The organism is Sphingomonas sp. EU05-FHT14C10 (assembly GCF_058790595.1).
In genome coordinates, this window is record NZ_JBYTEN010000030.1 from 18,632 (window position 1) to 30,416 (window position 11,785).

The 11,785-nt window shown below is 67.7% G+C and carries 11 protein-coding genes; 5 read left to right on the forward strand and 6 right to left on the reverse strand.

Features of this window, described 5'->3' with window-relative positions:
• Positions 1-68: 68 nt before the first annotated feature.
• Positions 69-3,041, reverse strand: a complete 2,973-nt coding sequence (locus AC3WT0_RS18835; RefSeq protein ID WP_492754965.1) for a TonB-dependent receptor domain-containing protein — start codon at positions 3,039-3,041, stop codon at positions 69-71.
• A 228-nt stretch (positions 3,042-3,269) separates the two neighbouring features.
• Here AC3WT0_RS18835 and AC3WT0_RS18840 point away from each other — a divergent pair, with 228 nt between their 5' ends.
• A complete protein-coding gene (locus tag AC3WT0_RS18840; RefSeq protein ID WP_492754966.1) occupies positions 3,270-3,809 on the forward strand; it encodes a hypothetical protein in 540 nt (179 codons plus the stop codon).
• 45 nt (positions 3,810-3,854) lie between these two features.
• Here the strand turns inward: AC3WT0_RS18840 and AC3WT0_RS18845 are convergent, their stop codons facing one another.
• Genes AC3WT0_RS18845 through xseA form a run of 3 tightly spaced genes read right to left on the reverse strand, consistent with a single transcriptional unit; the run spans position 3,855 to position 6,410 of the window.
• Complete coding sequence (locus AC3WT0_RS18845) at positions 3,855-4,802, reverse strand: M23 family metallopeptidase (protein WP_492754967.1); 948 nt, start codon at positions 4,800-4,802, stop codon at positions 3,855-3,857.
• On the reverse strand, positions 4,799-4,996 hold the full coding sequence (locus tag AC3WT0_RS18850) for a DUF2093 domain-containing protein (protein WP_492754968.1): 198 nt from the start codon (positions 4,994-4,996) through the stop codon (positions 4,799-4,801). The genes AC3WT0_RS18845 and AC3WT0_RS18850 overlap by 4 nt, the downstream gene beginning before the upstream one ends.
• 34 nt (positions 4,997-5,030) lie before the next feature.
• Positions 5,031-6,410 (reverse strand): exodeoxyribonuclease VII large subunit, encoded by a 1,380-nt coding sequence (gene xseA, locus AC3WT0_RS18855; RefSeq protein WP_492754969.1) that lies wholly within the window; start codon positions 6,408-6,410, stop codon positions 5,031-5,033.
• Between xseA and purD the strand changes: the two genes are divergently transcribed.
• The 4 genes from purD (at position 6,409) to AC3WT0_RS18875 (ending at position 9,656) form a co-directional block, all read left to right on the forward strand.
• Positions 6,409-7,665: a phosphoribosylamine--glycine ligase gene (gene purD, locus AC3WT0_RS18860; RefSeq protein WP_492754970.1), complete on the forward strand. Its 1,257-nt coding sequence runs from the start codon at positions 6,409-6,411 to the stop codon at positions 7,663-7,665. The two genes, xseA and purD, sit on opposite strands and share 2 nt — an antisense overlap.
• A gap of 85 nt (positions 7,666-7,750) precedes the next feature.
• Complete coding sequence (locus AC3WT0_RS18865; RefSeq protein ID WP_492754971.1) at positions 7,751-8,326, forward strand: helix-hairpin-helix domain-containing protein; 576 nt, start codon at positions 7,751-7,753, stop codon at positions 8,324-8,326.
• A gap of 142 nt (positions 8,327-8,468) precedes the next feature.
• Complete coding sequence (locus tag AC3WT0_RS18870) at positions 8,469-8,903, forward strand: hypothetical protein (RefSeq protein WP_492754972.1); 435 nt, start codon at positions 8,469-8,471, stop codon at positions 8,901-8,903.
• Between the two features lie 12 nt (positions 8,904-8,915).
• Complete coding sequence (locus AC3WT0_RS18875; RefSeq protein WP_492754973.1) at positions 8,916-9,656, forward strand: TorF family putative porin; 741 nt, start codon at positions 8,916-8,918, stop codon at positions 9,654-9,656.
• A gap of 130 nt (positions 9,657-9,786) precedes the next feature.
• On the opposite strand, the gene AC3WT0_RS18880 is transcribed toward AC3WT0_RS18875, so the two are convergent.
• Together AC3WT0_RS18880 and AC3WT0_RS18885 are read right to left on the reverse strand one after the other, a co-directional pair.
• The gene (locus tag AC3WT0_RS18880; RefSeq protein WP_492754974.1) at positions 9,787-11,091 is read right to left on the reverse strand and encodes a hemolysin family protein; all 1,305 of its coding nucleotides are present in this window, start codon (positions 11,089-11,091) and stop codon (positions 9,787-9,789) included.
• A 49-nt stretch (positions 11,092-11,140) separates the two neighbouring features.
• The gene (locus AC3WT0_RS18885; RefSeq protein WP_492754975.1) at positions 11,141-11,593 is read right to left on the reverse strand and encodes a nucleoside deaminase; all 453 of its coding nucleotides are present in this window, start codon (positions 11,591-11,593) and stop codon (positions 11,141-11,143) included.
• Between the last annotated feature and the right edge of the window lie 192 nt (positions 11,594-11,785).

Consider the following 11,785-nt stretch of genomic DNA (forward strand, 5'->3'; position numbering starts at 1 on the left):
ATATTTTGCGCACAAAAAAGAGGCGGGTCCGAAGACCCGCCTCTCTCTTTTCCTGAACCGTCAGACGCTTAGAAGCGCAGGCGGGCCTGGATGCCGTAGCGACGGCCCATCGCGTCGTAGGTCGACGGATAGGTGTTGCCGCTGTTGTAGGCGGTCGAACCCACGGTGCTGCCGACGAGCGGCGGCTGCTTGTCGAGCAGGTTCTGAACGGTGAAGGTCACCGTCAGATTGTCCGCAACGTCGAAGCGGGTCGACAGGTCGAGGTAGTTGAACGCCGGGATCTTGTTGAAATCGACTTCCTTGCCGGCAAGGTTGCCGCCGATGAGAGCGCCGACATAGGCATCGCCGTCCTCGTAGCGCAGCTTGTCGATGTGGCGCCACAGCAGCGACACGTCGAAGGTCTTGAAGCTCAGCGTGGTGCGCTGCGACCACTGGAACTTCGGCTGCGGCGAAGCGCAATTGACCGAGTAAAGGCCGACGCACTCGCGGTTTTCCGCACCAGCCGCCGGGTTCGAGTTGAACCGCGCATGGTTGGTCCAGTTACCGACGAAGCCGAGCGCCAGATTGGCGAAGCCGAGATCACGCTTGTAGTTCAGCGTGAGATCGATGCCGTCAGTGTCGAGCGTGCCGAGGTTGGTCAGCGTCTGCGGGATACCCTTCGTGGTCGAAGCGTCGCCCGAAAGGCTGCCCGTCAGCGGATCGCGACCGATGCTGGTGCAAGCGGCCGAAGTCGATGCGCCAGCAGCAGGCGTGTACACGCCGCCGGCACCCGGCTGACCAAAGCAGGCGATGATCGCGTCACCCGGGGTCTGCGACGCGATCGCGCCGGTGACCTTGATCTTGTAATAGTCGACCGTCGCCGAGAAGCCCGGCAGGAACGACGGGGTCAGAACGACGCCGACGGTCCAGCTGTTCGACTTTTCAGGCTTCAGATCGATGTTGCCACCGCCGGTGGTGTTGATCTGGCCCGAGGTCGGAACCGGGATGTTGTTGATCGTCGATGCCGTAGCGCCCTGCGCCAAGCAGACCGCGCGAAGCTCGCCCGAGAGTGCCGGCAGCCCAAGCGAGTTGCCGTTGGCGTCGACGCGAGCGCAAGGATCGTTGGCGAGGTTGGTCAGCGTGGTGTTCACCGGCGAGAACAGCTCGTTGATGTTCGGCGCACGCACCGAGTGAGCATAGTTACCGCGGACCTTCAGGTCAGCCACAGGCTCCCACGAACCGCCGGCCTTCCAGGTGGTCGTGTTGAACTTGGGGTCGCCCGCCGCGAAGACAGTGTAGTGCGAGTAGCGCACACCGGCTTCGAGAGTCAGGCTCTTGAAGAGCGGCTTGTCCTCGACGATCGGCGCGATGAGTTCGCCGAAAGCCTCATAAACGTCGAAACCGCCGTCGATGTTCGGCGCGGCACCGCCCGAACCGCCAAGGTCACCCGACTGCGAGAGCAGATCCGAAGCCTGCTTGGCGGTGTACTTGCGATATTCGCCGCCGACCGCGAAGCTGATCGGGTTCGACGCCCACGGCGTCGCGACGCCGAAGTCGCCGCTGACCGTGGCGCGGGCCTGGGCCAGCGTCGTGCGGGTCTGGATCTGGCTTTCGCCGGTCAGGAACGCCGCCATCGCCGGGGTGATCGAGCCTTGCGCGCCGAAAACGTTGACCGGGACGCAACCATTGGTGTCGGTCAAGCAAGTCGTGGTGTTGGTCGCGAGCAGAGCCTGACGGAAACGCGAGTTGAGCGTGTAGCCCTTCTGCGTCTGGATGTTGTCCGATTCGCCATACGACCCGAAGATATCCCAGTTGATCGAGTCCGTGATCGAACCGCGGAAACCGAGGCGATAGTCGAAATAGGTCGTGGTGAAGTCACTGATGCGCGGACCGACTTCGGTCGTGCGACGCGACAGGTTGGTCGTGACCGTGCGGTAGTTCGGATCGGTCGTGGTGGTCGCCGTCGCCGCCGCAGTACAGGCAGCAACACTAATGCCGTTGGCGGCGCAGAGCTGAGCGCGCGCAGCTGCCGGCAGATACGGGTTGCTGAGCGGAATCTGGACGGCGAGCGCGAAGGCGCCCGACGGCGCGATGATCGTGTTGACCGTGTTCTTCGAGAACAGGCCGCGCGTATAGATTTCGATGTTGTCGGTCAGCTCGTAATGAGCCGCGCCGTACATGTTGAAGCGCTTAAACGGCGTCTGGAAGATGTTGTACGGGTTGAAGTTGAACAGCGAGAAGGTCGGCACCAGCGAACCGGTGGTCGGATCGATCTGGCGAGTACCCTGGCCCGGAACGCTGAAGCGGCTGGGAACCGAGGTGCCCGAACCCGACGAAGCGCCGCTGAACGAGTCATAGTTCTGCAGCGAGTAGCTGCGATCGCCCTGATAGACGGGGTCGGTGTTCTGATAGCCGATGCTGAACACGGCGTTGCCGCGGCCGTCATCGAAGTTGGCGCCGATGGTGGCGTCGATGCGGAAGGTGTTGCCGTCACCACGCTCGTTGATCTGCTCGGCGGCGGTCAGTTCGACGCCCGAGAAGTCCTGCTTGGTGATGAAGTTGACGACACCCGACACGGCGTCCGCGCCATAGGTCGTGGCCGAACCACCGGTCAGCACGTCGACGCGCTCGACGAGCGCGACCGGGATGTTGTTGAGGTCGAAACGGCCGAGAAGGTCGAACGGGGTCAGGCGCACGCCGTCGATGACGACGATGTTGCGGTTCGAGCCGAGGCCGCGGAGGTTGACGAACGAACCGCCGCCGTTGCCGTTGTTCACCGCCGAGCCGATGCTGGGCACGATGCCCGGGATTTCGCGCAGCAGCGATTCCGCCGTGTTCGACTGCTTCAGCTCGATCTCGTCCGAGGTCGTCACGTTGACCGGGCTGGAGAGCTGAAGGTTCGGGTTGCGGATCAGCGTGCCGGTGACGACGATGTCGCTGCCGGTTTCCGCGGTTGCGGTGTCGGCCGGCTGCGTCTGCGCGAAGGCCGGAGCCCCGACCAGCAGCGCGCCGGTGATGAAGGTGGACGCGAGCAGGCGCTCACGCAGAATCTTGTTCAGCATTTGTGTCCCCTTTTCCGGCCGCCGAGGGGATCGGCGACCCAAAGTTTCGCCCGGGGCTAACATGTCTCCCGGATTAACAGATGTGTAAGAGTAAGCCGCGGCGCTTGGCAATCGGCCGCGAACGCCCTTCTGACGCAATGCGGAAAACATGTGATATTTGCGTCACACCTTGCTTTCACAAGGATGACCGCCGCATTTCGGCGGCGCAGAGAGGAATCGGAACTGTCCATGATCAGACCCGCAATCGTCACGCTTGCTGCAGCCGCGCTGCTCGCATCGCCCATCGCCGCCGCCGACCAGGCGAAGGAGGTCCGAGCCTCGCCGCTGCTCGACGCGCTCGCCAAATGCCGTAGCGAAGCCGATCCGACGGCGCGCGTCACCTGCTATGACGGCGCAGTCGATGCGCTGACCGCGGCGCGTGCGAAGAAGGATATCGTCGTCCTCGACAAGGAGGATGTGCGCCAGACGCGGCGGGGGCTGTTCGGATTCTCGCTGCCCCGCCTGCCCTTCTTCGGCGGCAAGGAGGATGATCCAGGCGCCGAAATCCCGAAGGAGCTGAAATCGACGATCAAGAGCGCGCGCGCCATCGGCTATGGCAAGTGGCGGATCGAGTTGGAAGACGGGGCTCTGTGGGAGACGACCGAGGCGCGGACAGGCTTCAAGGATCCGAAGCCGGGCTCCCCGATCACCATCGAGCGCGGACTGATGAACGGCTATTTCGTTACTGTCGGCGATGGGCGGCGCGTGGCCGCCAAGCGCGTCGGCTAAGGCGAATCGAGGGGCGTTTCGCGACACCCCTCGATCCTTACTCCCTCAATCGCGCCCGTCGTCGGTGGCGACGGGCGGCTTGACCGGCGCATAGCCCGGCATGGGGCCGGCCAGCGCCTGCGGATCGATGCGCGCGGTGCGCCACTTCATCGCCCAGTGGAGATGCGGCCCGGTCGCGCGGCCCGACATGCCGACCGCGCCGATCGGCTCGCCCTGCTTCACGCGCTGGCCTTCGTGCACGTCGATGCGCGACAGATGGAGGAAGGCGCTGTTCAACCCCATGCCGTGATCGATGATCACCAGATTGCCTTCGAGCGTGAAGGGTTTCTCCGCCGCGAGCACGACCACGCCGTCGGCCGGCGCGACGACCTGCGCGCCCGATCCGCCTGGCGCGATGTCCACACCCGAATGATAGGCGCCCGGCTCGCCACGATAGATTCGCTGCGATCCGAACACGCCGCTGATCCGCCCGCGCACCGGCCAGATAAAATGCTGGCTCCAGCCGTCGGTCGCCGAATCGATCTGGCGCGCGGCACCGATGCGCTGGAGTTCGGGCTTGCGCAGCGCCTCGAAGCTCGCGCTCGGCATGCTGGGCGTGCGCGCGACATCGACGCGCTCGATATCCCAGGGGTGCGTGGCGATGGTCAGCGGGCGCGTGACGCTGCGTCCATTGCCGAGCGTCGCAACCAAAGTCGCGGTGGGGCCGGCGTCGCGATCGAAGGCGATGACGAAGCGACCATCGGGCGCGACCGCGACGGGCTTGCCGTCGAGGGCAAGCGTGCGCGTGTCGCTGGGCGCGCGGCCGAGGACGAGGCCGCCCTGCGCGAAGTTCCCCTGGAAGCTGAAATCGGCATAGACCAGCCGCGCGGGCGGCGGCGGAGCCTGCGGATCGGCGGGCGGCGGCGCTGCGGGCGGCGGCGCGGCCCTGGGAATCGCGGCGCAACCGGCGAGCAGCAGCGCCATCACCAACGCCGCCGGGGCCGAACGCATCATTGGCCGGTCAGCGCGCGCGTTGCGATCTCGGGGCTGGCGTAGGCTTCCTGCCGGTCGACCGACCAGTAGCGCAACTCGTCGAGCGGGATGCGCTCGCCGCTGACCGCGCACAAGACGTGATCGCCATTGGCGAGGACGCGAAAGCCGTTGGGCAGATAGTGAAGCCGCGCGGCGCGGCCCTGGGACATCAACATCGAATCATACTCCTCGCCCGATCCGGCGCGCCTGTCAGAGCAGGCTCGGCTGTTCGGGCTTTTCCTTGTCATAGGCTCGCCCCGCCGGGCGCTCAACCCGGGCGTCCACCTGCCCGTCGGCGAAATGCAGCGTCAGCGCGCCCGCCGCCCGCGCCGCCTCTGCGCCCGACACCACCACGCCGGAAGGGCGCGCCGCGACCCAGGCATAGCCGCGCTTCAAGGGATTTTCGGGATGAAGCGTCTGCGCCAGGCGCCATGTCGCGGCGAGCCGTTCCTGGGAGAGCGCCAGCCGCTGGGTGAGCAATATGGGGCGCAGTGCGCCCGCCGAGCGCGCCAGTTCCCCGCGCGCATCGGCGATGCGCCGGCCAAGGCCACGCCGCAAGCGATCGGCGAGATCATCGGTGCGCTGGCGCTGCGGGTCGAGCAGCGAGGCGGGCGTGGGCAGCAGCCGGGCGAGCGCCGTCAGCCGTTCGGTGCCGCGCTCATGGTAGCGACGCGCGCAGCGTTCCATGCGCAAGCCGCGCTCGCGGATCGCGGCGAACAGATCGGCGCGCACGGGCACGGCAATCTCGGCCGCGGCGGTCGGCGTCGGCGCGCGCATGTCGGCGGCGAAATCGGCAAGCGTCGTATCGGTCTCGTGCCCCACCGCCGAGATGGTCGGGATCGTGCAATCGGCGATCGCGCGCACCACCGCTTCCTCGTTGAACGACCAGAGATCCTCGATCGACCCGCCGCCGCGCGCGACGATGAGCAGATTGGGGCGCGGCACCGGCCCGCCTTCCTCCAGCGAATCGAAGCCGCGGATCGCGGCGGCGACCTGATCGGCAGAGCCCGCGCCCTGCACCTGCACCGGCCAGACGATTACCCGCGTCGGGCAGCGATCGGCAAGGCGGTGGAGGATGTCGCGGATCACCGCTCCGGTCGGCGACGTCACCACGCCGATGACGCGGGGCAGGAAGGGAAGCGGCCGCTTACGCGCCGGATCGAACAGCCCCTCGCCCGCCAGCTTGGCCTTGAGCTTTTCGAGCAGCAGCATCAGGGCGCCTTCGCCGGCAAGCTCAAGCCGTTCGATCACGATCTGATATTTGGAGCGGCCCGGATAGGTGGTGAGCTTGCCTGTCGCGATCACCTCGATCCCGTCTTCGGGGCGGAAGGGCAGGTTGGCGACCGTGCCTTTCCACATCACCGCGTCGAGCACCGCCTTGTCGTCCTTCAGCGCCAGATAGGCATGGCCGGAAGCCGCGCGCTTCCATCCCGAAATCTCGCCGCGCAGGCGGACATGGCCGAAACGATCCTCGACCATGCGCTTCAGCGCGTTCGAGAGTTCGGAGACGCTTTGCGCGGGCGCGTTGTCGCCGAAGCCTTCCTCGGCTACGAGCCGCCCGGCCGCGTCGAACGAAGGGGTATCTGCCATGAATGTCCTGCTGCTGGGATCGGGGGGGCGCGAACATGCGCTGGCCTGGAAACTGGCGCAATCGCCGACGATCGGCAAGCTGTTCGCCGCGCCCGGCAATCCGGGAATCGCGGAGGAAGCGACGCTGGTCGCGCTCGACCCCGTCGATCATCAGGGGGTGATCGCCTTCGTGCGCTCGGAAAATATCGGCCTGGTGGTAGTCGGCCCCGAGGCGCCGCTGGTCGACGGGCTGGGCGACAGCCTGCGCGCCGCTGGCATCGCGGTGTTCGGGCCGGACAAGGCGCCCGCGCAGCTCGAGGGATCGAAGGGTTTCACCAAGGCGCTGTGCGACCGCGCCGGCATCCCCACCGCGCGCTACTTCAGCACCGGCTCGGCCGAAGCGGCGCTGGCCGCGCTCGACAGCTTCTCGCTTCCCGTCGTCGTCAAGGCCGACGGGCTGGCGGCGGGCAAGGGCGTGGTGATCGCGATGACGCGCGCCGAGGCCGAGGATGCGATCCGTGCGCAGGATGGCGGGCCATTGGTGCTCGAGGAGTTTCTCGACGGCGAGGAAGCGAGCCTGTTCGCGATCAGCGACGGCCGCCACGTCGTCGCCTTCGGTTCGGCGCAGGATCATAAGCGCGTCGGCGACGGCGACACCGGCCCCAATACCGGCGGCATGGGCGCCTACAGCCCCGCGCGCGTGCTGACCCCTGCGCTTGAGGCGGAGGCGATGCGCACGATCGTCGAGCCCACCGTCGCCAGGCTGGCGGCCGAGGGCATCGCCTATTCGGGCGTGCTTTATGCCGGGCTGATGCTGACCGCCGAAGGGCCCAAGCTGATCGAATATAATGCCCGGTTCGGCGACCCCGAGGCGCAGGTGCTGATGATGCGCTATCAGGGCGACCTGCTGGCGCTGATGCTCACGACCGCCGAGGGGCGTCTTGCCGATGCCCCCGCCCCCGCTTTCTCTGACGATGTCGCGCTCACCGTGGTGATGGCGGCGAAGGGCTATCCCGGCACGCCCGAAAAAGGCGGCGCGATCGGCGGGATCGCGGCGGCCGAGGCTGGCGGCGCCAAGGTCTTCCACGCCGGCACCGCGCTGAAGGATGGAAAGCTCCTCGCCAATGGCGGCCGCGTGCTTAACGTCACGGCGATGGCGCCGAGCGTCCGTGCGGCGCAGCAGGCGGCCTATCGCGCAGTGGATGCGATCGATTTCCCTACCGGCTTCTGCCGCCGCGACATTGGCTGGCGCGAGGTGGCGCGCGAAGCCGAATGAGGCTTTCGCGCCCGCCGGGCGTTCCCTGCCGAAGCGTTTCACGATAGGCTGACGCCTTCAACCCATTTGAGAACGGGGCAAGCGCATGAGCAATTACTGGACGATCATCCCCCTGATCCTGCTGGTGATTCTGGTCGGGCTGTGGTGGCTGCTGAAATCGCGCGCCGAGCATGGCGACCTGCCGGGGCAGAACGACGCCACGCCCGCCGAGCGCGCGCCGCTGCCGCCCGAACCTGCGCCGCCTGTCGCCGCCGCGCCGATCGACATCCCGCCGCCCCAGCCGATCGTCGAGCCGACCGTGGTCGAGCCCGAGCCCGAGGCGCTGGTCGAGCCCGCAATCCTCGTCGCGACGCCCGCGCCCGACCCCGCCCCCAAGGCTGCGCCCAAATCCAAGCCGAAGCCAGCGCCGGCCGTCGAACCCGACGATCTTCTGCTGCTGAAGGGTATCGGCCCCAAGCTGGCGACGCTGCTCGGGACACTGGGCGTGACACGTTTCGCCGAGATCGCCGCATGGACCGATGCCGATGTCGCGCGGATCGACGCCGAGCTGGGCAATTTCAAGGGCCGCCCGGTGCGCGACAAATGGATCGAGCAGGCGGGCTATCTGGCCAAGGGCGATCGTGCGGGGTTCGAGGCGAAGTTCGGCAAGATCGACGGATAAGAGCCGGCCCTTCATTTCAAATCCCTGCCCTTCATTTCAAATCATTGCCGGGGGCGAGCGGGGTTGAACCAAATCGGCCGCCCGGCGATTGCCTGATTATGCGACCGGGCAGCATGGCCCGGCGCAAAGGCAGGAGACGGATATGAGCTTCATCATCGCGGCCGGGCTGATGCTCGGCGTGTCGGTCGCGGCCGATACGCATCGCACGCAGATCGATCATCGCGGGCACCGCGTGGACGTAACCTATCGCAGCGACCTCGCGGTCACCCACCGGCAGGTCGGCGTCGCCGCGCCGGGCGGTCGCGCGGGGACGCTGCGCTGCGTCTGGTCGGCCAGGGTCAGCGTCGCGCGCGAGGCGCGGAGCACTGCGGGCCATGTGCTGACGCGCACCTTGTCCAGCGACCGGCCGATCGGCGGCAGCCGTGCCGGCTGGTGCGACGGGCAACGCGCCGCGATCGCCGCCGAGGTTGCCGCGCGCAGCGATACCGTCCGCGCGCATCTGATGGCGCTGGCCGACGAGGATCGCGCGACGCTGGCGGCCGAGCTGGACACAGTCCATGCGGACGCCCGGAGCTAAAAGCGCGCTGCCATGTCGTTTCGCAGGACTTTGGTCGCGGCGCTCATGTTCGCCCCCGCCGCCCCCGCTGCCGCGATCCTCCCCGTCGATGCCAGCGTCTCCGTCACCACCGATGAGCGGCGGCGCGGGATAAGCTGGAGCGACGGCAAGGCATCGGCCGCCGCCGAGCTGGGCGCACGGCTGCCCGGCGGTTTCGATCTTTCGGCGCGCGTCACCGCGACGCGCGCCGATCCACGCAGCGGCGGAGCAGATGCGGTCTTCGACCTGACCGGCGGTTACCGCACCGACATCGCCGCCGGGCTGAAGCTCGACGCCTTCCTGACCGGGCATGTCTTTGCGGGCGCCGCTGGCGGGATGAACTATGCCGAGGCCGGGCTGGGCGCGAGCTACGCGATCGGCCCGGCGGAGATCGGCGTCGATGCGCGCTACGCGCCGTCGCAATCGGCGATCGGCGGGGACAATCTCTATCTCGGCGCGCACGCCCGTGTCGGCATTCCGGCAACGCCGTGGACGCTTGCCGCGACCGTCGGCCATTCATCGGGCAGCACCGACGATCCGGTGCGCGCGGCGCGGCTGCGCCCCGGCGGCGATTACAGCGACTGGTCGCTGGGGGTCGATCATGTGACGGGGCCGCTGACGATCGGCGTGGCCTATAGCGGCACCGATATCGCGAAGCGGGCGGACGCATCGCCCTTCGCCGTCACCCGCCATGCCGGCGACAAGCTTGTCGGCAGGGTCAGCCTGTCATTTTGATCTCCCCGTTCGGGCTGAGCTTGTCGAAGCCCCTTCCTGCCTTGGAGCGGAGAGAGAAGAAAAGGGCTTCGACCCGCTCAGCCCGAACGGAGACGGGGGTTGGCGGGGAGTGGAAATCGACGATCGTGCGTCAAGCGACGGCGCTGACCAGCAGCTTGTCGATCTTGCGGCCATCCATGTCGACGACCTCGAAGCGCCAGCCCTGCTCGGTGAAATGCTCGCCTTCCTTGGGCAGGTGTCGGAAGACCGAGAGCGCGTAGCCCGCGACCGTCGCATAGTCGCGATCCTCGGGCAGGCGCAGCGCCAGCCGGTCGGCAAGGACGTCGGCATACATCGATCCGGAGACGAGCAGGCTGCCGTCGTCGCGCTCGACGACCTCGGGATCCTCGCCGTCGTCGCGATCCGATTCGAACTGGCCAGCGATCGCGATCAGCAGGTCGGCGGGGGTGAGGATGCCGTCGACATGGCCATATTCGTCGTTGACGACGACCATCGGCACTTCGGCGCCGCGCAACGCCTCCAGCGCGTCCATCGCATCGAGCTGGTCCGGGACCGCGCCGATCGGGCGCATCAGCGCGCGCAGATCGACGCCGCGGCCCGCGACGAGTGCGGCGACCAGATCGCGGCTCTGGATCACGCCGACGATCTCGTCGACCGACCCGTCGCACACCGGCAGGCGCGTGTGCGGGGTTTCGGCCAGATGCTTCGCGACCGCCTCGGCATCGGCATTGGCGTCGATCCAGTCGATCTGGTTGCGCGGGGTCATCACCTCGCGCACCGGCCGGTCGGCGAGGCGGACGACGCCCGAGATGATCGCGCGCTCGCTTTCCTCGATCACGCCGGACTTGCTCGCCTCGGCGACGATGAGCTGGAGTTCCTCGGCCGTGACATGGCTGTCCTGATCGCGGTTGAGCCCGATCAGGCGGAAGACGAGGCTGCTGCTCTGGTCGAGCAGCCAGACGACGGGCGCGGTCATACGCGCGAGCCACAGCATCGGCGCGGCCATGAAGGCGGCGATCGGCTCGGGCGTGCGCAGCGCGATCTGCTTGGGCACGAGCTCGCCGACGATCAGCGACGCGAAGGTGGTGAGGCCGATGACGATCGCGAAGGCAACCGTCTGGGCATGGGCATGCGCCACGCCTATCCGCTCGAGCCTGAGCGCGGTCGGCTCGCCGAGGCTGGCGCCCGAATAGGCGCCTGCGAGGATGCCGATCAGCGTGATGCCGATCTGCACGGTCGACAGGAATTTGCCCGGATCGGCAGCGAGCGCCAGCGCGGTCCTCGCGCCGCGCTTGCCCGCGCGTTCCATGGCCTGAAGACGCGGCTTGCGCGCCGAGACGATCGCCAGTTCGGACATGGCGAAGACGCCGTTCAGCGCGATCAGCGCGACGATGATCGCGACGTCGATCCAGGGAAAGGGCGGGAGCGGCTGCATGATGCGGTCCATCCCCCTTTGCAGGGAAATGGCGCCGAGGACAACCTGCTCAGCGCCTTGCAGCGAAGAAAGCGCGGAGAAGCGACGCCGATTCGGCCTCGCCGATGCCCGGATAGACATCCGGCCGGTGGTGGCAGGTGGGCTGGGCGAAGATGCGGCCGCCATGCTCCACGCCACCGCCCTTGGGATCGGGGGCGCCATAATAGAGGCGTGCGATGCGGGCATGGGCGATCGCCCCCGCGCACATCGCGCAGGGTTCGAGCGTGACGTGGAGGTCGCAACCGCCCAGTCGCTCCGCGCCCAGCTTTTCCGCCGCCGCGCGGATCGCGATCATCTCGGCATGCGCGGTCGGATCGTTGAGGCGGCGCGTGGCATTGGCGGCCGCGGCGACGATTTCCCCATCCTGCACGATCACTGCGCCGACCGGCACTTCGCCCGCTGCCGCGGCCTCGGCAGCAAGGTCGAGCGCGAGGCGCATGGGATCGGGCAGCGGGAAGGCCATGGCTGCGAGGTGACGGCTTCGGCGCGCGGCGTCAATCGGCCGGCTTGCATGGCCGCGCAAAGGCACGATTATCGACGACAGGCGTTGGATGGCGTCAAACTGTCTGGTCCACTGACGTGGATGCGGCACCGGCCCGCTCCCCCACCCGGCCTCCCACAGAGTGTATCCTGGATGGGAGGCCGGGTGGGGGAG